19 protein-coding genes, 6 tRNA genes and 3 rRNA genes are annotated in these 25,405 nt (G+C 52.4%); 24 read left to right on the top strand and 4 right to left on the bottom strand.

What is annotated here, in order from left to right:
* Positions 1-159: 159 nt before the first annotated feature.
* Together ubiD and fre are read left to right on the top strand one after the other, a co-directional pair.
* The gene (gene ubiD, locus O9K67_RS23460; RefSeq protein ID WP_061499055.1) at positions 160-1,650 is read left to right on the top strand and encodes a 4-hydroxy-3-polyprenylbenzoate decarboxylase; all 1,491 of its coding nucleotides are present in this window, start codon (positions 160-162) and stop codon (positions 1,648-1,650) included.
* 18 nt (positions 1,651-1,668) lie between these two features.
* Complete coding sequence (gene fre, locus O9K67_RS23455; protein ID WP_061499051.1) at positions 1,669-2,370, top strand: NAD(P)H-flavin reductase; 702 nt, start codon at positions 1,669-1,671, stop codon at positions 2,368-2,370.
* Positions 2,371-2,543: 173 nt separating this feature from the next.
* Here fre and fadA read toward each other — a convergent pair whose 3' ends face one another.
* Together fadA and fadB are read right to left on the bottom strand one after the other, a co-directional pair.
* Positions 2,544-3,707 (bottom strand): acetyl-CoA C-acyltransferase FadA, encoded by a 1,164-nt coding sequence (gene fadA / locus O9K67_RS23450; protein ID WP_061499048.1) that lies wholly within the window; start codon positions 3,705-3,707, stop codon positions 2,544-2,546.
* Between the two features lie 9 nt (positions 3,708-3,716).
* On the bottom strand, positions 3,717-5,906 hold the full coding sequence (gene fadB, locus O9K67_RS23445) for a fatty acid oxidation complex subunit alpha FadB (RefSeq protein WP_061499045.1): 2,190 nt from the start codon (positions 5,904-5,906) through the stop codon (positions 3,717-3,719).
* A gap of 190 nt (positions 5,907-6,096) precedes the next feature.
* Between fadB and pepQ the strand changes: the two genes are divergently transcribed.
* From pepQ to birA, 11 genes are all read left to right on the top strand, one after another.
* Positions 6,097-7,428, top strand: coding sequence for a Xaa-Pro dipeptidase (pepQ, locus tag O9K67_RS23440; RefSeq protein ID WP_061499043.1), 1,332 nt, complete (start codon positions 6,097-6,099; stop codon positions 7,426-7,428).
* Positions 7,428-8,042: an IMPACT family protein gene (locus O9K67_RS23435; protein WP_061499038.1), complete on the top strand. Its 615-nt coding sequence runs from the start codon at positions 7,428-7,430 to the stop codon at positions 8,040-8,042. Before pepQ ends, O9K67_RS23435 begins: the two co-directional genes overlap by 1 nt.
* Before the next feature lie 40 nt (positions 8,043-8,082).
* Positions 8,083-9,534, top strand: coding sequence for a Trk system potassium transporter TrkH (gene trkH / locus O9K67_RS23430; protein ID WP_061499037.1), 1,452 nt, complete (start codon positions 8,083-8,085; stop codon positions 9,532-9,534).
* Positions 9,535-9,544: 10 nt separating this feature from the next.
* Positions 9,545-10,087, top strand: coding sequence for a menaquinone-dependent protoporphyrinogen IX dehydrogenase (gene hemG, locus O9K67_RS23425; RefSeq protein ID WP_061499034.1), 543 nt, complete (start codon positions 9,545-9,547; stop codon positions 10,085-10,087).
* Between the two features lie 359 nt (positions 10,088-10,446).
* Positions 10,447-11,989: ribosomal RNA gene (locus tag O9K67_RS23420) — 16S ribosomal RNA — on the top strand.
* Between the two features lie 71 nt (positions 11,990-12,060).
* Positions 12,061-12,137, top strand: a tRNA-Ile gene (locus tag O9K67_RS23415).
* Positions 12,138-12,239: 102 nt separating this feature from the next.
* A tRNA-Ala gene (locus O9K67_RS23410) sits at positions 12,240-12,315 on the top strand.
* 180 nt (positions 12,316-12,495) lie between these two features.
* Positions 12,496-15,401 (top strand): 23S ribosomal RNA (locus tag O9K67_RS23405).
* A gap of 94 nt (positions 15,402-15,495) precedes the next feature.
* Positions 15,496-15,611, top strand: a 5S ribosomal RNA gene (gene rrf / locus O9K67_RS23400).
* Together the 16S, 23S and 5S rRNA genes with 2 tRNA genes alongside form the textbook arrangement of a ribosomal RNA operon.
* Positions 15,612-15,736: 125 nt before the next feature.
* Complete coding sequence (gene murB, locus O9K67_RS23395) at positions 15,737-16,765, top strand: UDP-N-acetylmuramate dehydrogenase (protein ID WP_061499031.1); 1,029 nt, start codon at positions 15,737-15,739, stop codon at positions 16,763-16,765.
* Positions 16,762-17,724, top strand: a complete 963-nt coding sequence (birA, locus tag O9K67_RS23390) for a bifunctional biotin--[acetyl-CoA-carboxylase] ligase/biotin operon repressor BirA (RefSeq protein WP_061499028.1) — start codon at positions 16,762-16,764, stop codon at positions 17,722-17,724. Before murB ends, birA begins: the two co-directional genes overlap by 4 nt.
* Positions 17,725-17,759: 35 nt before the next feature.
* Here birA and coaA read toward each other — a convergent pair whose 3' ends face one another.
* Positions 17,760-18,710, bottom strand: coding sequence for a type I pantothenate kinase (gene coaA, locus O9K67_RS23385; RefSeq protein ID WP_061499025.1), 951 nt, complete (start codon positions 18,708-18,710; stop codon positions 17,760-17,762).
* A gap of 201 nt (positions 18,711-18,911) precedes the next feature.
* The gene (locus O9K67_RS23380; RefSeq protein WP_061500251.1) at positions 18,912-19,460 is read right to left on the bottom strand and encodes a GNAT family N-acetyltransferase; all 549 of its coding nucleotides are present in this window, start codon (positions 19,458-19,460) and stop codon (positions 18,912-18,914) included.
* A gap of 338 nt (positions 19,461-19,798) precedes the next feature.
* Between O9K67_RS23380 and O9K67_RS23375 the strand changes: the two genes are divergently transcribed.
* The 11 genes from O9K67_RS23375 to rplL all read left to right on the top strand — a co-directional run bounded on the left by O9K67_RS23375 (position 19,799) and on the right by rplL (position 25,204).
* A tRNA-Thr gene (locus O9K67_RS23375) sits at positions 19,799-19,874 on the top strand.
* Positions 19,875-19,882: 8 nt separating this feature from the next.
* Positions 19,883-19,967: transfer RNA gene (locus O9K67_RS23370), tRNA-Tyr, on the top strand.
* 113 nt (positions 19,968-20,080) lie between these two features.
* Positions 20,081-20,155, top strand: a tRNA-Gly gene (locus tag O9K67_RS23365).
* Between the two features lie 5 nt (positions 20,156-20,160).
* A tRNA-Thr gene (locus O9K67_RS23360) sits at positions 20,161-20,236 on the top strand.
* A 114-nt stretch (positions 20,237-20,350) separates the two neighbouring features.
* Entirely contained in the window at positions 20,351-21,535 is a 1,185-nt protein-coding gene (gene tuf, locus O9K67_RS23355; RefSeq protein ID WP_263098500.1) for an elongation factor Tu, read from the top strand.
* Between the two features lie 228 nt (positions 21,536-21,763).
* A complete protein-coding gene (gene secE, locus O9K67_RS23350) occupies positions 21,764-22,147 on the top strand; it encodes a preprotein translocase subunit SecE (RefSeq protein WP_003033128.1) in 384 nt (127 codons plus the stop codon).
* 1 nt (position 22,148) lies between these two features.
* Positions 22,149-22,694, top strand: a complete 546-nt coding sequence (nusG, locus tag O9K67_RS23345; RefSeq protein WP_007665882.1) for a transcription termination/antitermination protein NusG — start codon at positions 22,149-22,151, stop codon at positions 22,692-22,694.
* A 141-nt stretch (positions 22,695-22,835) separates the two neighbouring features.
* Positions 22,836-23,264 carry a 50S ribosomal protein L11 gene (gene rplK / locus O9K67_RS23340; RefSeq protein ID WP_002438627.1) on the top strand — a complete coding sequence of 143 codons (429 nt, stop codon included), beginning with the start codon at positions 22,836-22,838 and terminating at the stop codon, positions 23,262-23,264.
* 3 nt (positions 23,265-23,267) lie between these two features.
* Positions 23,268-23,972, top strand: coding sequence for a 50S ribosomal protein L1 (rplA, locus tag O9K67_RS23335; protein WP_061499020.1), 705 nt, complete (start codon positions 23,268-23,270; stop codon positions 23,970-23,972).
* Positions 23,973-24,271: 299 nt separating this feature from the next.
* The gene (rplJ, locus tag O9K67_RS23330) at positions 24,272-24,769 is read left to right on the top strand and encodes a 50S ribosomal protein L10 (protein WP_038865708.1); all 498 of its coding nucleotides are present in this window, start codon (positions 24,272-24,274) and stop codon (positions 24,767-24,769) included.
* A gap of 66 nt (positions 24,770-24,835) precedes the next feature.
* Positions 24,836-25,204: a 50S ribosomal protein L7/L12 gene (gene rplL, locus O9K67_RS23325; RefSeq protein WP_035890291.1), complete on the top strand. Its 369-nt coding sequence runs from the start codon at positions 24,836-24,838 to the stop codon at positions 25,202-25,204.
* Positions 25,205-25,405: the final 201 nt, after the last annotated feature.

The raw sequence follows: 25,405 nt of genomic DNA, 5'->3' as shown, positions 1-25,405 counted from the left end.
TTTTCCTTAAGTTCGGGCGCAAGAATACCAAAACAGCGGCCTGATGGCTAAGGTGATTATAACGTGTGGCATAAAACGTCGTTATAATTCACGCCGATTTAACAAAAATACAGCAACCACCTGGCGAACACCGTATAATGGAGCGCTGATCTGGAGGCGATAATACACCGCATGAAATACCACGACCTACGCGACTTTCTGACATTGCTCGAACAGCAGGGCGAACTGAAGCGCATTACGCTTCCGGTTGATCCTTACCTTGAAATGACCGAAATTGCCGATCGCACGCTGCGTGCCGGTGGGCCTGCATTGCTGTTTGAAAACCCGAAAGGTTATACGATGCCGGTGTTATGCAACCTGTTTGGTACACCGCGTCGTGTTGCGTTGGGTATGGGACAGGAGGAGGTCAGCGCGCTGCGGGAAGTTGGCAAACTGCTGGCGTTTCTGAAAGAGCCTGAGCCGCCAAAAGGTTTCCGCGATCTCTTCGATAAGCTTCCCCAGTTCAAACAAGTCCTGAATATGCCCACTAAGCGCCTGCGTGGCGCGCCCTGTCAGCAAAAAGTATTGCAGGGTGACGAAGTCGACCTGACAAAAATCCCGATTATGCAATGCTGGCCGGAAGATGCCGCACCGCTGATTACCTGGGGGCTGACGGTGACGCGCGGGCCGCACAAAGATCGGCAAAACCTGGGCATTTATCGTCAGCAGTTAATCGGTAAAAACAAACTGATCATGCGCTGGCTCTCCCACCGCGGTGGCGCGCTTGATTTTCAGGAGTGGCAAGCTGCGCACCCGGGTGAGCGTTTCCCGGTTGCTGTGGCGCTGGGCGCCGATCCGGCAACCATTCTCGGCGCGGTAACGCCCGTGCCGGATACGCTGTCTGAATATGCTTTTGCCGGGTTGTTGCGCGGTACAAAGACCGAAGTTGTAAAATGCATCTCGAACGAGCTTGAAGTGCCCGCCAGTGCGGAAATTGTGCTGGAAGGGTATATTGAGCCTGGTGAGATGGCGGCGGAAGGCCCCTATGGCGATCACACCGGTTATTACAATGAAGTGGATAACTTCCCGGTATTTACGGTTACGCATATTACCCGCCGCGAAGATGCGATTTATCACTCTACTTATACCGGGCGGCCACCGGATGAGCCTGCCGTACTGGGCGTGGCGCTGAACGAAGTGTTCGTGCCGATCCTGCAAAAACAGTTCCCGGAAATCGTTGATTTTTATCTGCCGCCGGAAGGGTGTTCATACCGCCTGGCGGTGGTCACCATGAAGAAGCAGTACGCGGGCCATGCGAAACGCGTCATGATGGGTGTCTGGTCATTCTTGCGCCAGTTTATGTACACCAAGTTTGTGATTGTGTGCGATGACGATGTTAACGCGCGCGACTGGAATGATGTTATCTGGGCGATTACCACCCGTATGGATCCCGCACGGGATACTGTGCTGGTTGAAAACACGCCAATCGACTACCTGGATTTTGCCTCGCCGGTTTCCGGCCTTGGCTCAAAAATGGGACTGGATGCCACCAATAAATGGCCCGGAGAAACCCAACGCGAATGGGGACATCCTATCAAGAAGGACCCCGACGTGACGGCGAGAATCGACGCCATTTGGGATGAACTAGCCATACTAAATGCCGAAAAATAGACCCGACAGAGAGAGCGCATGACAACCTTAAGCTGTAAAGTGACCTCGGTAGATGCCATCACTGATACCGTATATCGCGTCCGTTTAGTGCCGGAAGCGGCGTTTTCTTTCCGCGCTGGCCAGTACTTGATGGTAGTGATGGATGAGCGAGATAAGCGCCCCTTCTCGATGGCCTCCACACCGGATCAGCATGATTTTATCGAACTGCATATTGGCGCGTCTGAGTTAAATCTTTATGCCATGGCGGTAATGGATCGCATCCTGAAGGACCGCCAAATCGTGATCGATATTCCGCACGGCGATGCCTGGCTGCGTGATGACGAAGATCGTCCGATGGTTCTGATCGCAGGCGGCACCGGGTTCTCTTATGTCCGTTCTATTTTACTGACGTCACTGGCGAAAAACCCGAACCGCGACATCACCATTTACTGGGGGGGCCGCGAAGAAAAACACCTCTACGATTTGGCTGAGCTGGAAGCGTTAACCGTGACACATCCGAATCTGCGCGTGGTGCCGGTCGTTGAACAACCGCCTGAGGCATGGCGCGGCCGTTCCGGAACGGTATTGGCGGCAGTACTGCAGGATTTTGGCTCGCTTGCAGAGCACGATATCTATATTGCCGGACGTTTTGAGATGGCGAAAATCGCCCGTGATCTGTTCTGCAATGAGCGCGGTGCGCGTGAAGATCGCCTGTTTGGCGATGCATTTGCCTTTATCTGATCTGTATTCGTCGTTGTCGCCGGAACGGCGTTGGCTGTTTTGCGGGTAACGGTAATAAAAAACCCGCCCCTGACAGGCGGGAAGAACGGCAACTAAATTTTCTTTGCATTCACCATGCCGGATAAGAGGCTTGCGCCGCCTTCCGGCATGGTCGCGATGACGAGAATCTGCTGTTATACGCGTTCAAACACAGTCGCGATCCCCTGACCCAGACCGATACACATCGTCGCCAGACCAAATTGGGCGTCTTTGCGTTCCATCAGGTTCAGCAATGTTGTGCTGATGCGTGTACCCGAGCAGCCCAGCGGGTGTCCGAGTGCGATAGCACCGCCGTTGAGGTTAATCTTCTCGTCGATCTGTTCCATGAGTCCCAGATCTTTAATGCACGGCAGGATCTGCGCAGCAAAGGCTTCGTTCATTTCAAACAGGTCGATATCGCTGGTTGCCAGCCCGGCCTTTTTCAACGCCAGTTTTGAAGCCGGAACCGGGCCATAACCCATAATCGATGGATCGCAGCCAACCACCGCCATTGAGCGTATGCGGGCGCGTGGAGCCAGCCCCAGTTCACGGGCGCGGCTTTCGCTCATTACCAGCATCGCCGAGGCCCCATCCGATAGCGCAGAAGAGGTACCGGCGGTTACCGTACCGCTCACCGGATCAAAGGCCGGGCGTAATGTAGAAAGGGCTTCAACGGTGGTTTCCGGTCGGATCACTTCGTCATAGTTAAACTGCTTCAGCACGCCATCTGCATCATGGCCTCCGGTCGGGATGATCTCCGTTCTGAACGCCCCGGATTGCGTGGCAGCCCAGGCGCGGGCATGGGAACGGGCGGCGAACGCATCCTGCATTTCACGGCTGATACCGTGCATACGAGACAGCATTTCGGCGGTCAGCCCCATCATGCCTGCGGCTTTCGCCACGTTACGGCTCATGCCCGGATGGAAATCCACACCGTGGCTCATCGGGACGTGACCCATATGTTCGACACCGCCAACCAGGCACACCTGCGCATCGCCCGTCATGATCATGCGTGCGGCATCATGTAACGCCTGCATCGATGATCCACAGAGCCGGTTAACGGTGACGGCCGGAACCGAATGCGGGATTTCCGCCAGCAGCGCGGCATTACGGGCAATATTGAAACCCTGCTCCAACGTTTGTTGCACGCAGCCCCAGTAAATATCGTCAATAGCTGTGGCATCCAGCGCCGGGTTACGCGCCAGCAGGCTACGCATCAAGTGGGCGGAGAGATCTTCTGCGCGTACATTGCGGAATGCGCCGCCTTTTGAACGGCCCATTGGGGTACGAATCGCATCGACAATGACAACCTGTTCCATTGTGACTCCTTAAGCCGTCTTCAGCTCGCCCACCGGGCGCGCAGGTTCAACTTCGGGGTAATAAGGCTCGTTATGGCGTGCTTTTTCACGCAGCCCTGCCGGGACCTCATACAACGGCCCGAGGTGCTGATACTGCTGCGCCATGTCGAGATATTTTGCGCTGCCGATCGTATCCAGCCAGCGGAACGCGCCACCATGGAACGGCGGGAAACCAAGCCCATACACCAGCGCCATGTCGGCTTCGGCAGGGCTGGCGATAATGCCCTCTTCGAGGCAGCGCACCACTTCATTCACCATCGGGATCATCATGCGGGCGATAGTGTCGTCGTCGCTGAAATCCTGTCGGCCTTTGCTGATCTCCGCCAGCAGGTTATCCACTGCGGCATCTTCTTCTTTCTTCGGCTTGCCTTTGCTGTCTTCTTTATAGCGCCAGAAGCCGATGCCGTTTTTCTGCCCGTAGCGGTTGGCGTCAAACAGCGCATCGATCGCATCGCGGTAATCTTTCTGCATACGCTGCGGGAAACCGGCCGCCATCACCGCCTGGGCGTGATGCGCGGTATCAATACCCACAACGTCTAGCAGATAGGCCGGGCCCATCGGCCAGCCGAACTGTTTTTCCATCACTTTGTCGACTTTGCGGAAGTCCGCGCCGTCGCGCAGCAACTGGCTAAAACCGGCGAAATAGGGGAACAGCACACGGTTAACAAAGAAACCGGGGCAGTCATTGACCACAATCGGGGTTTTGCCCATTTTACTGGCCCATGCCACCACTTTTGCGATGGTCTCATCGGAGGTTTTTTCACCGCGGATCACCTCGACCAGCGGCATGCGGTGCACCGGGTTAAAGAAGTGCATACCGCAGAAGTTTTCCGGGCGTTTTAGCACACTTGCCAGTTCACTGATGGGAATAGTGGAGGTGTTTGACGCCAGCACGGTATCCGGGCGCACCTGGTCTTCAGTTTCTGCTAATACCGCTTTTTTCACTTTCGGGTTTTCAACAACCGCTTCCACCACCACATCGGCACGCTCAAAACCAGCATAGGCCAGCGTGGGCTGGATGGTGGAAATCACACCGGCCAGCTTCAGACCGTCGATCTTGCCGCGCTCAAGCTGTTTATTCAGCAATTTACCCGCCTCGCTCATGCCGAGCGCGAGCGACTTCTCATTGATATCTTTCATCAACACCGGCACGCCTTTCCACGCGGACTGATAGGCAATGCCACCGCCCATGATGCCTGCACCAAGTACCGCAGCCTGTTTGGGCGTTTCTACATTTTTGGTCAGTTTCTTCGCCTGCCCTTTAACGTATTGGTCATTAAGGAAAATACCGACCAGTGCACGGGCTTCGTTGGTATGGGCCAGCGGAACGAAGCTCTGATTTTCCAGCTTCAGAGCCTCATCACGACCGAATTTTGCAGCGGCTTCAATGGTTTTTACCGCCGTAATGGGTGCCGGATAGTGTTTGCCAGCGGTTTGCATCACCATGCCTTTGGCAATGGTAAAGCTCATGGCGGCTTCAATTTTGCTGAGTTTCAGCGGTTCCAGCTTCGGCTGACGTTTGGCTCGCCAGTCGAGATCGCCCTTCATCGCCTGGCGCAGGATGGCTACTGCACCATCACGCAGTTTTTCCGGCTTCACAATGCCATCTACCAGGCCAATTTTCAGTGCCTCTTCGGCACCGACATCTTTCCCGGCAGCAATAATTTCTAATGCGCTATCTGCACCAAGCAGGCGCGGCATACGCACGGAACCGCCAAAGCCCGGCATGATACCCAGTTTGGTTTCCGGCAGCCCGATGCGCAGGTCCGGCGTCGCCAGGCGATAGTCAGTCGCCAGCACGCATTCGCAGCCGCCGCCCAACGCATAGCCATTGACGGCAGAAAGCGTAGGTACCGGCAAATCTTCCAGTCGGTTAAAGACGCTGTTTGCAAAATGTAGCCACTGGCTCAATTGCTCTGCCGGCACCAGAAACAGCGAAAGGAATTCGGTGATATCCGCGCCAACGATAAAGGCCGCTTTTTCGGAACGCAGCAGCAGCCCTTTTAAATCTGATTGCTTTTCCAACACGTCCAGCGCCTCACCGAGGCTGGCGACGGTAGCAGTATCAAGCTTATTCACTGAACCGGGAGCATCGAACACCAGTTCGGCGATGCCATCTTCCAGCCAGTTGAGGTACAGGTTATTGCCTTTGTAGAGCATGTCAGTCTCCTGAATCCAGCAAGGGATCTGGTCATACCAGATGAAACGGAGTGTGGTTTTTATGTTAATGAAATGCAAATGACTCATTAAATAATTGCTGGCGTGATCACGCTCGGTGGAAATCACCCAGCCGGAAGCAGGTGTGCTAAGATGCGAACACTTGAGGTCATAAAAAACAGAAGGAATAACGATGGACTCACTGGCGGCACTTTATAAAAATCATATTGTTACGCTACAGGAACGCACCCGTGATGTACTGGCGCGCTTCAAGCTTGATGCGTTGCTTATTCACTCCGGCGAGCTGTTTAACGTCTTTCTCGACGACCATCCTTATCCGTTTAAAGTGAATCCCCAGTTCAAGGCCTGGGTGCCGGTAACACAGGTGCCGAACTGCTGGCTATTGGTCGATGGCGTGAATAAACCGAAGCTGTGGTTCTATCTGCCGGTGGATTACTGGCATAACGTGGAACCCTTGCCGACCTCCTTCTGGACCGAAGAAGTCGATGTGATTGCGCTGCCGAAAGCAGATGGCATCGGTAGCTTGCTGCCTGCGGCCCGCGGCAACATTGCTTACATCGGGCCTGTGGCGGAGCGTGCACTGGGTCTGGATATCGCAGCCAGCAACATCAACCCGAAAGGGGTGATTGATTACCTGCATTATTACCGCGCCTACAAAACCGATTATGAGCTGGCATGTATGCGTGAAGCGCAGAAGACTGCTGTTATTGGTCACCGTGCTGCGCATGAAGCCTTCCAGTCCGGGATGAGCGAGTTCGATATCAACCTCGCATATCTGACCGCTACCGGTCATCGCGACACTGATGTGCCGTACAGCAATATTGTGGCGCTGAACGAACACGCCGCCGTGCTGCATTACACAAGGCTCGACCACCGCGCACCGGCGGAAATGCGCAGCTTCCTGCTGGATGCCGGCGCAGAGTACAACGGCTACGCTGCTGATTTAACGCGTACCTGGGCGGCGAACAGCGACACGGAGTATGCACAACTGGTCAAAGACGTTAACGACGAGCAATTGGCACTGATTGCCACCATGAAAGCGGGCGTTAATTACGCCGACTACCATGTTCAGTTCCATCAGCGCATCGCCAAATTGCTGCGCCGTCATCAAATTATCGTGGATATCAGCGAAGAAGCGATGGTGGAGCAGGACATCACCGGGCCGTTTATGCCTCATGGTATCGGCCATCCGCTTGGTTTACAGGTGCATGATGTCGCAGGCTTTATGCAGGATGACACCGGCACGCATTTGGCTGCGCCGTCGAAGTATCCCTATCTGCGCTGCACCCGCGTGATGCAGCCACGTATGGTGGTGACGATTGAACCGGGTCTCTACTTTATTGAATCTCTGCTGGCGCCATGGCGTGAAGGCCCGCTCAGCAAACATTTTAACTGGCAAAAAATCGATGCGCTGAAGCCGTTTGGCGGTATTCGTATCGAAGATAATGTGGTTATCCACGAAAATAACATCGAAAACATGACGCGGGATCTGAAGCTGGCGTAATGGAGAGCTGGCTGATACCGGCTGCGCCGGTCACCTTTAGCGAGGAGATCAAAAAAAGCCGTTTTATTACGCTGTTGGCGCATACCGATGGTGTTGAGGCGGCGAAGGCGTTTGTCGATGCTGTCCGGGCGCAGCACCCGGACGCGCGTCACCACTGTGTGGCATGGGTTGCGGGGCCGCCGGATGATTCACAGCAGTTAGGTTTTTCTGACGATGGTGAACCGGCGGGTACGGCTGGTAAACCGATGCTCGCCCAGTTAATGGGGAGCGGCGTCGGTGAAATCACTGCGGTGGTGGTACGTTATTATGGCGGTGTTTTGCTGGGGACCGGTGGTCTGGTAAAAGCATATGGTGGTGGTGTGCAACAGGCACTGAACCAGCTTACGACTCTCCGCAAGATGCCGTTAACCGAATATACTTTGTGGTGTGATTACGCACAGCTGGCCGGCGTCGAAACGCTGCTTGGGCAATTTGAGGGGAAAATTGTCGCAAGCGAGTATCAGGCTTCCGTGCATCTGCGGGTGGCGCTTCCTCACAGCAGACTGGAGGCGTTTTCGGCAAGGCTTGCTGATTTTAGCCGTGGTGCATTGCAATTGTTAAAAACTGAAGAATAATCCCCTCCTGATTTTCTGAACACCTAAGGAAGCGGCAGAGATGCATTTTCGCGCCATAACCCGAATCGTTGGACTGCTGGTCATCCTCTTTTCCGGAACGATGATCTTACCTGGACTGGTAGCCCTTATTTACCGCGACGGTGCGGGGCGAGCATTTACCCAGACCTTTTTTGTCGCGTTGATGATTGGTTCCATACTGTGGTGGCCCAATCGTCGCCAGAAAGGGGAACTGAAATCCCGTGAAGGCTTCCTTATCGTCGTGCTGTTCTGGACGGTGTTGGGCAGCGTGGGGGCGTTGCCGTTTATCTTTTCAGAAAGCCCCAGTTTGACGGTAACAGATGCGTTTTTTGAGTCCTTCTCTGGCCTGACGACCACAGGAGCAACAACGCTGATCGGGCTGGATTCGCTGCCGCATGCCATCCTCTTTTATCGCCAGATGTTGCAGTGGTTTGGTGGGATGGGGATCATCGTGTTAGCCGTTGCGATACTGCCGATCCTTGGCGTTGGCGGAATGCAGCTCTATCGCGCGGAAATGCCCGGGCCATTGAAAGACAATAAAATGCGCCCGCGTATTGCCGAAACGGCTAAGACCCTGTGGCTTATCTATGTCTTGCTGACGATTGCCTGCGCAGTGGCGCTGTGGTTTGCCGGGATGCCGGCCTTCGATGCTATCGGGCATAGCTTTGCAACGATTGCCATTGGCGGTTTCTCCACACACGATGCCAGCGTTGGCTATTTTAACAGTCCCACCATCAACACCATCATTGCCATTTTCTTACTGATCTCTGGTTGTAACTACGGCCTGCATTTCTCTTTGCTCAGTGGGCGCAGCCTGAAAGTTTACTGGCGCGATCCCGAATTCAGGATGTTTATCGGCGTACAGTTGACGTTGGTGGTGATTTGCACGGTGGTGCTGTGGTTCCACGATGTTTATAACTCGGCGGTGACCACCCTTAATCAGGCCTTTTTCCAGGTCGTTTCAATGGCGACCACCGCAGGATTTACCACCGACAGCATTGCGCGTTGGCCATTATTTTTGCCGGTGTTATTGCTGTGCTCGGCATTTATCGGCGGTTGTGCCGGTTCGACGGGGGGCGGGTTGAAGGTGATCCGTATCCTGTTGCTGTTTAAACAGGGGAACCGTGAGTTGAAGCGCCTGGTGCACCCGAATGCGGTTTACAGCATTAAGCTCGGCAATCGCGCGTTGCCGGAGCGTATTCTGGAAGCCGTGTGGGGGTTTTTCTCTGCCTATGCGCTGGTGTTTATTGTCAGCATGCTGGCGATCATTGCCACCGGGGTGGATGATTTCTCTGCTTTCGCTTCGGTCGTCGCAACACTGAATAACCTTGGGCCAGGGCTGGGGGTTGTCGCGGATAACTTTGCCAGTATGAATCCGGTGGCGAAGTGGATCCTGATTGCGAATATGCTATTTGGTCGTCTGGAGGTCTTCACGCTGTTAGTGCTGTTTACCCCCACTTTCTGGCGTGAGTAAGGAGCCTTACGTGAAAACATTGATTCTCTTTTCCACCCGGGATGGGCAAACCCGGGAAATCGCCTCTTATATTGCTTCCGAGTTGCAAGAGATCGGTACCGATACCGATGTAGTGAATTTGAATCGCGCGGAAGAGATAGACTGGGACCAGTATGAGCGGGTAGTGATTGGCGCATCGATTCGTTATGGACGTTATCATCCGGCGCTGGAACGTTTCGTGAAAAAACATCTGCAGAGACTGAACTCACTGCCGAGCGCGTTCTATTCCGTTAACCTGGTCGCCCGCAAACCCGAGAAGAGCTCGCCGCAGACCAATAGCTACGCCCGCAAGTTTTTACTCGCGTCGCCATGGCAACCGGATGAGTGCGCCGTGTTTGCCGGTGCGCTACGTTATCCACGTTATCGTTGGTATGACCGTCTGATGATTCAGTTAATTATGAAGATGACAGGCGGCGAAACTAATCCAACGAAAGAAGTGGTGTATACGGACTGGCAGCAAGTCGCGAGTTTTGCCCGCGAAATCGCTCACTTAAGCCGCAAATCGGCTGTTTAACCGGCGTTGCGGCGGAAAAATAAGCGAACGAAAACTTTTTTGAAATTTATGCTTGTCAGCCGGAATTAACTCCCTATAATGCGCCACCACTGACACGGCACAACGGCAAACACACCGGCCTGTCAGGTGAAGAAATCTGAAAATATTCAGTTGACTTCGCAGCGGGAAAGCGTAATATGCACACCCCGCGCCGCAGCGAAAACACAGCGGCACTGCTCTTTAACAATTTATCAGACAATCTGTGTGGGCACTCAAAGTGACATGGATTCTTGACGTCCACGGACGCTAAATGAATACCAAGTCTCACGAGTGAACACGTAATTCATTACGAAGTTTAATTCGATGAGCATCAAACTTTTAAATTGAAGAGTTTGATCATGGCTCAGATTGAACGCTGGCGGCAGGCCTAACACATGCAAGTCGAACGGTAGCACAGAGGAGCTTGCTCCTCGGGTGACGAGTGGCGGACGGGTGAGTAATGTCTGGGAAACTGCCTGATGGAGGGGGATAACTACTGGAAACGGTAGCTAATACCGCATAACGTCGCAAGACCAAAGAGGGGGGACCTTCGGGCCTCTTGCCATCAGATGTGCCCAGATGGGATTAGCTAGTAGGTGGGGTAACGGCTCACCTAGGCGACGATCCCTAGCTGGTCTGAGAGGATGACCAGCCACACTGGAACTGAGACACGGTCCAGACTCCTACGGGAGGCAGCAGTGGGGAATATTGCACAATGGGCGCAAGCCTGATGCAGCCATGCCGCGTGTATGAAGAAGGCCTTCGGGTTGTAAAGTACTTTCAGCGGGGAGGAAGGTGTTGTGGTTAATAACCACAGCAATTGACGTTACCCGCAGAAGAAGCACCGGCTAACTCCGTGCCAGCAGCCGCGGTAATACGGAGGGTGCAAGCGTTAATCGGAATTACTGGGCGTAAAGCGCACGCAGGCGGTCTGTCAAGTCGGATGTGAAATCCCCGGGCTCAACCTGGGAACTGCATTCGAAACTGGCAGGCTGGAGTCTCGTAGAGGGAGGTAGAATTCCAGGTGTAGCGGTGAAATGCGTAGAGATCTGGAGGAATACCGGTGGCGAAGGCGGCCTCCTGGACGAAGACTGACGCTCAGGTGCGAAAGCGTGGGGAGCAAACAGGATTAGATACCCTGGTAGTCCACGCTGTAAACGATGTCGATTTGGAGGTTGTGCCCTTGAGGCGTGGCTTCCGGAGCTAACGCGTTAAATCGACCGCCTGGGGAGTACGGCCGCAAGGTTAAAACTCAAATGAATTGACGGGGGCCCGCACAAGCGGTGGAGCATGTGGTTTAATTCGATGCAACGCGAAGAACCTTACCTGGTCTTGACATCCACAGAACTTGGCAGAGATGCCTTGGTGCCTTCGGGAACTGTGAGACAGGTGCTGCATGGCTGTCGTCAGCTCGTGTTGTGAAATGTTGGGTTAAGTCCCGCAACGAGCGCAACCCTTATCCTTTGTTGCCAGCGGTCCGGCCGGGAACTCAAAGGAGACTGCCAGTGATAAACTGGAGGAAGGTGGGGATGACGTCAAGTCATCATGGCCCTTACGACCAGGGCTACACACGTGCTACAATGGCGCATACAAAGAGAAGCGACCTCGCGAGAGCAAGCGGACCTCATAAAGTGCGTCGTAGTCCGGATTGGAGTCTGCAACTCGACTCCATGAAGTCGGAATCGCTAGTAATCGTGGATCAGAATGCCACGGTGAATACGTTCCCGGGCCTTGTACACACCGCCCGTCACACCATGGGAGTGGGTTGCAAAAGAAGTAGGTAGCTTAACCTTCGGGAGGGCGCTTACCACTTTGTGATTCATGACTGGGGTGAAGTCGTAACAAGGTAACCGTAGGGGAACCTGCGGTTGGATCACCTCCTTACCTTAAAGAACCTGCCTTTGCAGTGCTCACACAGATTGTCTGATGAAAAACGAGCAGTAAAGAATCTCTGCAGGCTTGTAGCTCAGGTGGTTAGAGCGCACCCCTGATAAGGGTGAGGTCGGTGGTTCAAGTCCACTCAGGCCTACCAAATTTCAGCTGATACTGCGTTGCGGCGACACTCACATACTTCAGTATGCTTCGTGTCACCCCGCCTTGTCTCAGCTGAAATTAAGGTTACAGAGACCACGATGGGGCTATAGCTCAGCTGGGAGAGCGCCTGCTTTGCACGCAGGAGGTCTGCGGTTCGATCCCGCATAGCTCCACCATCCTTTACTGTCCGGCTCAAAAAAAACTTCAGAGTGCACATTCTGTGTGTACTGCGAAGTTTTGCTCTTTAAAAATCTGGATCAAGCTGAAAATTGAAACACAGAACAGTGCGAACTGTTCTGCGAGTCTCTCAAATTTTCGCAACTGAGGATGTTTCACGAAACATCTTCGGGTTGTGAGGTTAAGCGACCAAGCGTACACGGTGGATGCCCTGGCAGTCAGAGGCGATGAAGGACGTGCTAATCTGCGAAAAGCGCCGGTAAGGTGATATGAACCGTTATAACCGGCGATGTCCGAATGGGGAAACCCAGTGTGACTCGTCACACTATCATTAACTGAATCCATAGGTTAATGAGGCGAACCGGGGGAACTGAAACATCTAAGTACCCCGAGGAAAAGAAATCAACCGAGATTCCCCCAGTAGCGGCGAGCGAACGGGGAGGAGCCCAGAGCCAGAATCAGCTTGTGTGTTAGTGGAAGCGTCTGGAAAGTCGCGCGATACAGGGTGACAGCCCCGTACACAAAAACGCACAGGTTGTGAGCTCGATGAGTAGGGCGGGACACGTGGTATCCTGTCTGAATATGGGGGGACCATCCTCCAAGGCTAAATACTCCTGACTGACCGATAGTGAACCAGTACCGTGAGGGAAAGGCGAAAAGAACCCCGGCGAGGGGAGTGAAAAAGAACCTGAAACCGTGTACGTACAAGCAGTGGGAGCACCCTCTGGGGTGTGACTGCGTACCTTTTGTATAATGGGTCAGCGACTTATATTCTGTAGCAAGGTTAACCGAATAGGGGAGCCGAAGGGAAACCGAGTCTTAACTGGGCGTTAAGTTGCAGGGTATAGACCCGAAACCCGGTGATCTAGCCATGGGCAGGTTGAAGGTTGGGTAACACTAACTGGAGGACCGAACCGACTAATGTTGAAAAATTAGCGGATGACTTGTGGCTGGGGGTGAAAGGCCAATCAAACCGGGAGATAGCTGGTTCTCCCCGAAAGCTATTTAGGTAGCGCCTCGTGAATTCATCTCCGGGGGTAGAGCACTGTTTCGGCTAGGGGGCCATCCCGGCTTACCAACCCGATGCAAACTGCGAATACCGGAGAATGTTATCACGGGAGACACACGGCGGGTGCTAACGTCCGTCGTGAAGAGGGAAACAACCCAGACCGCCAGCTAAGGTCCCAAAGTCATGGTTAAGTGGGAAACGATGTGGGAAGGCCCAGACAGCCAGGATGTTGGCTTAGAAGCAGCCATCATTTAAAGAAAGCGTAATAGCTCACTGGTCGAGTCGGCCTGCGCGGAAGATGTAACGGGGCTAAACCATGCACCGAAGCTGCGGCAGCGACACGAATGTGTTGTTGGGTAGGGGAGCGTTCTGTAAGCCTGCGAAGGTGTGCTGTGAGGCATGCTGGAGGTATCAGAAGTGCGAATGCTGACATAAGTAACGATAAAGCGGGTGAAAAGCCCGCTCGCCGGAAGACCAAGGGTTCCTGTCCAACGTTAATCGGGGCAGGGTGAGTCGACCCCTAAGGCGAGGCCGAAAGGCGTAGTCGATGGGAAACAGGTTAATATTCCTGTACTTGGTGTTACTGCGAAGGGGGGACGGAGAAGGCTATGTCATCCGGGCGACGGTTGTCCCGGTTTAAGCGTGCAGGTGTGTGTTCCAGGTAAATCCGGTTCACTTTAACACTGAGGCGTGATGACGAGGCACTACGGTGCTGAAGTGACAAATGCCCTGCTTCCAGGAAAAGCCTCTAAGCTCCAGGTAACACGAAATCGTACCCCAAACCGACACAGGTGGTCAGGTAGAGAATACCAAGGCGCTTGAGAGAACTCGGGTGAAGGAACTAGGCAAAATGGTGCCGTAACTTCGGGAGAAGGCACGCTGATATGTAGGTGAAGCGGTTTACCCGTGGAGCTGAAATCAGTCGAAGATACCAGCTGGCTGCAACTGTTTATTAAAAACACAGCACTGTGCAAACACGAAAGTGGACGTATACGGTGTGACGCCTGCCCGGTGCCGGAAGGTTAATTGATGGGGTTATCCGTAAGGAGAAGCTCTTGATCGAAGCCCCGGTAAACGGCGGCCGTAACTATAACGGTCCTAAGGTAGCGAAATTCCTTGTCGGGTAAGTTCCGACCTGCACGAATGGCGTAATGATGGCCAGGCTGTCTCCACCCGAGACTCAGTGAAATTGAACTCGCTGTGAAGATGCAGTGTACCCGCGGCAAGACGGAAAGACCCCGTGAACCTTTACTATAGCTTGACACTGAACATTGAGCCTTGATGTGTAGGATAGGTGGGAGGCTTTGAAGCGTGGACGCCAGTCTGCGTGGAGCCAACCTTGAAATACCACCCTTTAATGTTTGATGTTCTAACGTGGACCCGTGAACCGGGTTGCGGACAGTGTCTGGTGGGTAGTTTGACTGGGGCGGTCTCCTCCTAAAGCGTAACGGAGGAGCACGAAGGTCAGCTAATCCTGGTCGGACATCAGGAGGTTAGTGCAATGGCATAAGCTGGCTTGACTGCGAGCGTGACGGCGCGAGCAGGTGCGAAAGCAGGTCATAGTGATCCGGTGGTTCTGAATGGAAGGGCCATCGCTCAACGGATAAAAGGTACTCCGGGGATAACAGGCTGATACCGCCCAAGAGTTCATATCGACGGCGGTGTTTGGCACCTCGATGTCGGCTCATCACATCCTGGGGCTGAAGTAGGTCCCAAGGGTATGGCTGTTCGCCATTTAAAGGTACGCGAGCTGGGTTTAGAACGTCGTGAGACAGTTCGGTCCCTATCTGCCGTGGGCGCTGGAGAATTGAGGGGGGCTGCTCCTAGTACGAGAGGACCGGAGTGGACGCATCACTGGTGTTCGGGTTGTCATGCCAATGGCACTGCCCGGTAGCTAAATGCGGAAGAGATAAGTGCTGAAAGCATCTAAGCACGAAACTTGCCCCGAGATGAGTTCTCCCTGAGACTTTGAGTCTCCTGAAGGAACGTTGAAGACGACGACGTTGATAGGCCGGGTGTGTAAGCGCAGCGATGCGTTGAGCTAACCGGTACTAATGAACCGTGAGGCTTAACCTTACAACGCCGAAGATGTTTTGGCGGAAGAGAGACAATAATCAGCCTGATACAGATTATATTGACAGACCGGAAGGTGTGTTGATGACAGAATTTGCCTGGCGGCACTAGCGCGGTGGTCCCACCTGACCCCATGCCGAACTCAGAAGTGAAACGCCGTAGCGCCGATGGTAGTGTGGGGTCTCCCCATGCGAGAGTAGGGAACTGCCAGGCATCAAATAAAGCAGAAGGCCCAGTCGGAAGACTGGGCCTTTTTGCGTTTGGGCTTTCCAAACACCACAAGCGCTTACCCTCCGGATACGGTAAACTAACTGTGTTTTTGCATCAGGATAGCGCCAATGAACCACTCCCTTAAGCCCTGGAATACCTTCGGTATTGATCGTAATGCCCAGCAGATCGTTTGCGTCGAAAATACACAGCAATTGCTGGAAGCCTGGCAAGCCGCCGTACAGAACCAGCAACCCGTATTGATCCTGGGTGAAGGTAGCAATGTGCTGTTTCTACAAGATTTTGCAGGAACGGTCATTATCAACCGCATTCGTGGAATCGATGTCGATGAAGAGGACGATGCATGGCTGCTTCATGTCGGTGCCGGGGAGAACTGGCATCACCTCGTGCAATTTACTCTCAACAACGGGATGCCTGGTCTGGAGAATTTGGCGCTGATCCCTGGCTGTGCAGGCTCATCACCAATCCAGAATATTGGCGCATATGGCGTTGAGCTACAGCGAGTCTGCAACTATGTTGATTGCATCAACCTCAGCAGCGGCGAGTCGCAGCGTTTGAGTGCACAAGCGTGCCGTTTTGGTTACCGTGACAGTATCTTTAAACACGAGTATCAGGATGGTTACGCCATTACTGCTGTGGGGCTGCGTTTATCAAAAAACTGGCAACCTGTGCTGACCTACGGCGACTTAACTCGTCTTGATCCTGCAACTGTAACGGCACAACAAGTTTTCGATGCGGTATGTCATATGCGCATGAGTAAACTGCCCGATCCGAAAGTGCACGGTAATGCTGGCAGTTTCTTTAAAAACCCGGTGGTGTCGCCGGAGCAAGCCAATAACTTATTAGAGGCGTTCCCGAATGCCCCCCATTATCCTCAAGCTGATGGCTCCGTAAAACTAGCCGCAGGATGGCTTATTGACCAATGCCAGTTGAAGGGGACTGCCGTGAAAGGGGCGGCGGTCCATCATTTGCAGGCGCTGGTGCTGATCAATACCGGTCTCGCAACCAGTGAGGATGTCATCCAGCTTGCGCACCTGGTACGTCAACGTGTAGGAGACAAATTCAACGTCTGGCTGGAACCAGAGGTCCGCTTTATTGGCTGTGCCGGTGAAGTGAATGCAGTGGAGGCGATTGCGTGAAGGACAATACGATCCCATTAACATTGATCTCTATTTTAGCGGATGGTGAATTCCATTCGGGTGAACAACTCGGCGAACGTCTGGGCATGAGCCGCGCAGCGATTAATAAACATGTTCAGACGCTACGTGACTGGGGAATTGATGTTTTTACTGTCCCAGGTAAAGGCTATAGCCTTCCGGAGCCTATCCAGCTACTGGATGAAACCATGATCAGCAGCCAAATTAAGCAGGGTAAAGTTGCTGTTCTGCCAGTAATTGATTCAACAAACCAGTATTTGTTAGATCGCCTCAGTGAACTTGATTCCGGTGATGCTTGTGTGGCGGAGTACCAACAGGCCGGACGAGGGCGCCGTGGTCGAAAATGGGTCTCTCCCTTCGGTGCAAATCTCTATATATCGATGTACTGGCGATTAGAGCAGGGACCGGCAGCTGCAATCGGCTTAAGCCTTGTGATCGGGATTGTGATGGCTGAGGTTTTACACGATCTGGGTGCTGATCAGGTGCGCGTTAAATGGCCTAACGACCTTTATCTTCAGGATCGTAAACTTGCGGGTATCCTCGTCGAACTGACAGGGAAAACCGGTGATGCTGCGCAAATTGTCATTGGCGCTGGTGTCAACCTGGTGATGCGTAAAGTACAAGCTGAAGACATCAGCCAGGGCTGGATTAATCTGCAAGAAGCTGGTGTGAGAATTGATCGTAACAAGCTTGCTGCACGTTTAATTACAGAACTGCGTACTGCATTGCAAACGTTTGAGCAAGAAGGGCTGTCTCCTTTTCTCTCGCGCTGGGAGAAACTGGATAATTTTATTCATCGGCCGGTGAAATTGATTATCGGTGAGAAAGAGATCTACGGTATTTCGCGTGGAATTGATGTGCAGGGTGCCCTGCTGCTTGAACAAGAGGGCGTAATTAAACCCTGGATGGGGGGAGAAATATCACTGCGCAGTGCGGAATAATAATCAAAGGGGAGCGTTGATGCTCCCCTTAGTGTTTATTTTCGCAGGCGCACTTGTTCAACAGCGTGATTGGCACTCTTGGTCATAATCAGACTGGCGCGTTCGCGCGTAGGCAGGATGTTTTCTTTAAGATTTAAGCCGTTAATCTCTTTCCACAGCGACATCGCAACTTCTATTGCTTCAGCTTCAGATAACTTCGCATAGTTATGGAAATAAGAATCCGGGTTAGTAAAAGCGCCTTCGCGGAACTTCAGGAAACGGTTAATATACCAGGTCTGTAAAAGATCCTCCGGCGCATCAACATAAATAGAAAAATCTACGAAGTCTGAAACAAACACATGGTGCGGATCATGAGGATAATCCATACCACTTTGTAAAACATTTAACCCTTCAAGAATAAGAATATCAGGATGCGTGACCGTTTTGTCACCATCCGGGATCACATCATAAATCAGGTGCGAATAAACCGGGGCGGTAACATTGGTCACCCCCGATTTAATATCGGAAACGAACTGCACCAGGCGATGCATATCATAGGATTGCGGAAACCCTTTTTTCTTCATTAACCCGCGATCTTTCAATACCTGGTTGGGATGCAGAAAGCCATCGGTGGTAATTAACTCTACCCGACGATGTTCAGGCCAGCGGCTGAGTAACGCCTGTAATACACGGGCGGTGGTACTTTTCCCTACCGCAACGCTACCCGCGATGCTGATGATATAGGGAATGCGCTGACCGTTCGTGCCCAGAAATTGTTCCAGCACGGCTTGTCGACGCAGGTTTGAACTAATGTAGAAATTGAGTAAACGGGACAGCGGAAGATAAATTTCGGCCACTTCTTCCAGAGAAAGGTCTTCATTAATGCCTTTTAACCTTGCGATTTCGCCCTCAGTCAATGTCATTGGCACGGAATCACGAAGTGCAGCCCACTGGCTGCGATTAAACTGTAAGTAAGGCGTCATTAACGTTTGCTCTTTTTTACTCATAAGCTTTTATCTGCCCACATTACCACTGACACGTATGCTTCCGACGCGCCGCGAGAGAGCGTCTCTTAAGGTAATGTGATGGCTCGACGTTATTGAAATAAGTTGGATCAATGGGCAGGAGGTTAACACCAGATGACAGGGAATAATATGAAAAATCGCGTCTGCGTGATGCTTTACGCGGAAAGCATCACGCTATTCACATTAGCTGGCAATAGATCGAACTGGCTGATTTACCGTAAATAAGCGTTTAAAATAAATCGCAGCAGGGTGGTAGTACCCGTCGGCGGAGCAGAGGTAATCCGGCATTTCTCCGAGGCAGCGGTATCCCTGTGAGCGGTAAAACGTTTCGGCCCCAGAGCCAGCCCGCACTTCAAGGGATAATATCCCACGCTGACGAGCACAAGCGCTTTTCTCAAGCTCAGCAAGCAACTTTTTGCCAATACCTTTACGCCTGGCACGGCGGTGAACCAGCAGCAATTTGATAGTGCCGCGATTAAGCGCTTCAGGCTGCATGTTTAGCGCCAGGCTGATACACCCCGCAACGCCTTGCTCATCTCTGGCTATCCAGATTAAGCGTTCGCCTCTTTGAATCTCGTCGCGCAGACGATAAAAGCTACTTTCTGCTTCATGGCGGCTGGTCGCACGCTGATATCCCACAGAGGCACCACCTTGCAACGTATCAAGCAGCAAGTCCGCAAGTTCAGGGCAATAGACCGGCAAGGTGGCTGCGTTTAACAGAACAATTTTCATCATTGTGCCTCCATTGAGGATGATATCCAGGAGATGCAATAAGTGATCCAATTCACATTTTCACGTCTGGCTTTGTCGGAACGACTGAAATGCACTACTTATCTGCACTACAACAACGCAATTGCACCCCTGTAAGGCAAGAAAAGAGAGTGATGCAAGGGGTAAGAAAAGAGGGATACCTATGAACAGACGGTTAAAAACGGTGGGTTTTTCTACTGGGTTGCATGAATTTACAGCATTTTGTTGAATGGTCGTGCAAAATGTGAGCGATAGAACGGTTTGTGCAATTTTTTTGTTGCATCAATCCCTCTGTCTCCCTAGAATGCGCGCTACTTGATGCCGACTTAGCTCAGTAGGTAGAGCAACTGACTTGTAATCAGTAGGTCACCAGTTCGATTCCGGTAGTCGGCACCATCAAGTCCGGTGGGGTTCCCGAGCGGCCAAAGGGAGCAGACTGTAAATCTGCCGTCACAGACTTCGAAGGTTCGAATCCTTCCCCCACCACCATTTTCGGTTACGCTAAAACGTAACCTGAGTTGGTGTCAGTAAGCGAATCAACTCAAAGGGAGAGTTTCTTCTCCCGACAATACAGAAAGCACTGGGTAGCCGAGTTTCAGGATGCGGGCATCGTATAATGGCTATTACCTCAGCCTTCCAAGCTGATGATGCGGGTTCGATTCCCGCTGCCCGCTCCAGACGTGCTGATATGGCTCAGTTGGTAGAGCGCACCCTTGGTAAGGGTGAGGTCCCCAGTTCGACTCTGGGTATCAGCACCACTTCACTTCTCCTCCCTGGTTTCTCTTCTGTTATTTAGCATTCAACAAGTCGGGCATGTTGCCTGGTTGATGTGGTGATATCACCGATTTATCCGTGTCTTAGAGGGACAATCGATGTCTAAAGAAAAGTTTGAACGTACAAAACCGCACGTTAACGTCGGTACTATCGGCCACGTTGACCATGGTAAAACAACGCTGACTGCTGCCATCACTACCGTTCTGGCAAAAACCTACGGTGGTAACGCTCGCGCATTCGATCAGATCGATAACGCGCCGGAAGAAAAAGCTCGTGGTATCACCATCAACACCTCTCACGTTGAATATGACACCCCGACTCGCCACTACGCGCACGTAGACTGCCCGGGCCACGCCGACTATGTTAAAAACATGATCACCGGTGCTGCTCAGATGGACGGCGCGATCCTGGTAGTAGCTGCGACTGACGGCCCGATGCCGCAGACTCGTGAGCACATCCTGCTGGGTCGTCAGGTAGGCGTTCCGTACATCATCGTGTTCCTGAACAAATGTGACATGGTTGATGACGAAGAGCTGCTGGAACTGGTTGAGATGGAAGTTCGTGAACTGCTGTCTCAGTACGATTTCCCGGGCGACGACACTCCGATCGTTCGTGGTTCTGCACTGAAAGCGCTGGAAGGCGAAGCAGAGTGGGAAGCGAAAATCATCGAACTGGCTGGCCACCTGGATTCTTACATCCCGGAACCAGAACGTGCGATTGACAAGCCGTTCCTGCTGCCGATCGAAGACGTATTCTCCATCTCCGGTCGTGGTACCGTTGTTACCGGTCGTGTAGAGCGCGGTATCATCAAAGTAGGTGAAGAAGTTGAAATCGTTGGTATCAAAGACACCGCGAAATCCACCTGTACTGGCGTTGAAATGTTCCGCAAACTGCTGGACGAAGGCCGTGCTGGTGAGAACGTAGGCGTTCTGCTGCGTGGTATCAAACGTGAAGAAATCGAACGTGGTCAGGTACTGGCTAAGCCGGGTTCAATCAAGCCGCACACCAAATTCGAATCTGAAGTTTATATCCTGTCCAAAGATGAAGGCGGCCGTCATACTCCGTTCTTCAAAGGCTACCGTCCGCAGTTCTACTTCCGTACAACTGACGTGACTGGCACCATCGAACTGCCGGAAGGCGTAGAGATGGTAATGCCGGGCGACAACATCAAAATGGTTGTTACCCTGATTCACCCGATTGCGATGGACGATGGTCTGCGTTTCGCAATCCGTGAAGGCGGCCGTACCGTTGGCGCGGGCGTTGTAGCAAAAGTTCTCAGCTAATCGCTGATAACATTTGACGCAATGCGCAATAAGAGGGCATCATTTGATGCCCTTTTTGTACGCTTTCGAACCAGAACCTGGCTCATCAGTGATTTTTTTTGTCATAATCATTGCTGAGACAGGCTCTGAAGAGGGCGTTAGTCCGAATCTCGCCAGAGCATTTCGGTTTGGTTGCCTCGCCTATGCGGGGCAAAAATGTTTGTCTGAATTCTTGTGACAGGTTGGTTTATGAGTGCGAATACCGAAGCTCAAGGGAGCGGGCGCGGCCTGGAAGCGATGAAGTGGGTTGTTGTTGCAGTACTGCTGCTCGTGGCTATCGTTGGCAACTATCTTTATCGTGACATGATGCTGCCGCTCCGCGCGCTGGCAGTTGTTATTCTGATTGCTGCAGCAGGTGGTGTCGCGCTGTTGACGACGAAGGGTAAAGCAACCGTTGCTTTTGCCCGTGAAGCGAGAACCGAAGTACGTAAAGTGATTTGGCCTACTCGTCAGGAAACGTTGCACACCACATTGATCGTGGCTGCGGTAACCGCAGTCATGTCACTGATCCTGTGGGGACTGGATGGTATTCTGGTTCGTCTGGTTTCCTTTATCACTGGCCTGAGGTTCTGAGATGTCTGAAGCTCCTAAAAAGCGCTGGTACGTCGTTCAGGCGTTTTCCGGTTTTGAAGGCCGCGTAGCTACATCGCTGCGTGAGCATATCAAATTACACAACATGGAAGAGTTATTTGGCGAAGTTATGGTACCGACCGAAGAAGTGGTTGAGATCCGTGGCGGCCAGCGTCGCAAAAGCGAACGTAAATTCTTCCCCGGCTACGTACTTGTCCAGATGGTGATGAACGACGCCAGCTGGCACCTGGTGCGCAGCGTCCCGCGCGTGATGGGCTTCATCGGTGGAACGTCCGATCGTCCAGCGCCGATTAGCGATAAAGAAGTCGATGCGATCATGAACCGCCTGCAGCAGGTAGGTGATAAGCCGCGTCCGAAAACGCTGTTTGAGCCGGGCGAGATGGTCCGCGTTAATGACGGTCCGTTTGCTGACTTTAACGGTGTGGTTGAAGAAGTGGACTACGAAAAGTCCCGCCTGAAAGTTTCTGTTTCTATCTTTGGTCGTGCGACCCCGGTAGAGCTGGATTTCGGTCAGGTCGAAAAAGCCTAAATATTCGGCGATCAAACGTTGCACAAGGCGCGAAATTGACATACAATTTCGCGCCTTTTGTTTTTATGGATTCCCTATCCGTAAAACGTATTTAAACATGGGGAGCCTTTCGGGGCGCTATACCCAAACGAGGAAATTGCAATGGCTAAGAAAGTCCAGGCCTACGTCAAGCTGCAGGTTGCAGCTGGCATGGCAAACCCGAGCCCGCCGGTCGGTCCGGCTCTGGGTCAGCAGGGTGTTAACATCATGGAATTCTGTAAAGCGTTCAACGCCAAAACTGATTCCATCGAAAAAGGTCTGCCAATTCCGGTAGTTATTACCGTTTACGCTGACCGTTCCTTCACTTTCGTTACCAAAACGCCTCCGGCAGCAGTTCTGCTGAAAAAAGCGGCTGGTATCAAGTCTGGTTCCGGCAAGCCGAACAAAGACAAAGTGGGCAAAGTGACTCGCGCTCAGGTGCAGGAAATTGCTCAGACTAAAGCCGCGGACATGACTGGTGCTGACATTGAAGCGATGACTCGCTCGATCGAAGGTACTGCTCGTTCCATGGGCCTGGTAGTGGAGGACTAAGAAATGGCTAAACTGACCAAGCGCATGCGCGTGATCCGTGACAAAGTTGATGCGACCAAACAGTACGACATCAACGAAGCCATTGCTCTGCTGAAAGAGCTGGCCACCGCTAAATTCGTAGAAAGCGTAGACGTTGCTATTAACCTTGGCATCGATGCGCGTAAATCTGACCAGAACGTACGTGGTGCAACTGTACTGCCGCACGGTACTGGCCGTTCTGTTCGCGTTGCCGTATTTACCCAGGGCCCGAACGCTGAAGCTGCTAAAGCAGCTGGCGCAGAGCTGGTAGGTATGGAAGATCTGGCTGAGCAGATCAAGAAAGGCGAAATGAACTTTGACGTTGTTATTGCTTCTCCGGATGCAATGCGCGTTGTTGGCCAGCTGGGCCAGGTTCTGGGTCCGCGTGGCCTGATGCCAAACCCGAAAGTTGGTACTGTAACGCCGAACGTTGCCGAAGCGGTTAAAAACGCTAAAGCCGGTCAGATTCGTTACCGTAACGACAAAAACGGCATCATCCACACCACCATCGGTAAAGTGGACTTCGACGCTGACAAACTGAAAGAAAACCTGGAAGCCCTGCTGGTTGCGCTGAAAAAAGCAAAACCGACTCAGGCGAAAGGCGTGTACATCAAGAAAGTTAGCATCTCCACCACCATGGGTGCGGGTGTTGCGGTCGACCAGGCTGGTCTGAGCGCAGTAGCGAACTAATATTCGCCTTTACGTGGGTGGTGGATTTGTCTACAATCTTCCCCCCATGTTTTACTAACGCGAGTTGGTAAAAAAACAGATTTGTTCGTTGGAGCCTGGCCTATCCAGGCCTCCGTCGAAGACCGCAGGTGTTTCGTTAGAAGCTTAATTCCCTGCGTAGACGGTGACAGAACCTGAAGAATATTTTTTAAGTACTCTTTGGCTTGTTTCTGCTCACCGTATTAAGACGCTCTTTTCTTTGAGAAGAGTGAAGTGAGTTCCAGGGCATGAGCCCTGGCAAACATCCAGGAGCAAAGCTAATGGCTTTAAATCTTCAAGACAAACAAGCGATTGTTGCTGAAGTCAGCGAAGTAGCCAAAGGCGCGCTGTCTGCGGTTGTTGCGGATTCCCGTGGCGTTACCGTAGATAAAATGACCGAACTGCGTAAAGCAGGTCGCGAAGCTGGCGTTTACATGCGTGTTGTTCGTAACACCCTGCTGCGCCGTGCTGTTGAAGGTACTGCTTTTGAGTGCCTGAAAGACGCGTTCGTTGGTCCGACCCTGATTGCATACTCTATGGAACACCCGGGCGCAGCTGCTCGTCTGTTCAAAGAGTTCGCGAAAGCGAATGCAAAATTTGAGGTCAAAGCCGCTGCCTTTGAAGGTGAGTTGATCCCGGCGTCGCAGATCGATCGCCTGGCAACCCTGCCGACCTACGAAGAAGCAATTGCACGCCTGATGGCAACCATGAAAGAAGCCTCTGCTGGCAAACTGGTTCGTACTCTGGCTGCTGTACGCGATGCGAAAGAAGCTGCTTAATCGCAGTATTCTTTGTAACGCATTCGCTTACGTATAAACTTATTCTGATATTCAGGAACAATTTAAATGTCTATCACTAAAGATCAAATCATTGAAGCAGTTGCCGCTATGTCCGTAATGGACGTTGTAGAACTGATCTCTGCAATGGAAGAAAAATTCGGTGTTTCTGCTGCTGCCGCTGTAGCTGTTGCTGCTGGCCCGGCTGCTGAAGCTGCTGAAGAAAAAACTGAGTTCGACGTAATTCTGAAAGCCGCTGGCGCTAACAAAGTTGCTGTTATCAAAGCAGTACGTGGCGCAACTGGCCTGGGTCTGAAAGAAGCTAAAGACCTGGTAGAATCTGCTCCGGCCGCTCTGAAAGAAGGCGTGAGCAAAGATGACGCTGAAGCTCTGAAAAAATCTCTGGAAGAAGCTGGCGCTGAAGTTGAAGTTAAATAAGCCAACCCTTCCGGTTGCAGCCTGAGAAATCAGGCTGATGGCTGGTGACTTTTTGGTCACCAGCCTTTTTGCGCTGTAAGGTGCCGGCAGCGTTTCACACTGTTTGACTGCCAGTAACCTTTACAATGCTTGTTTCTATCGACGACTTAATATACTGCGGCAGAAGAGATCTTCTGTGTAAACCGCAATGAAATGATTTAA

This window comes from Kosakonia oryzendophytica (genome assembly GCF_027886705.1).
Taxonomy (GTDB): Bacteria; Pseudomonadota; Gammaproteobacteria; order Enterobacterales; family Enterobacteriaceae; genus Kosakonia; species Kosakonia oryzendophytica.
The sequence above is the reverse complement of the archived record's forward strand: the minus strand, read 5'-3'. Positions and strand labels throughout refer to the sequence as shown.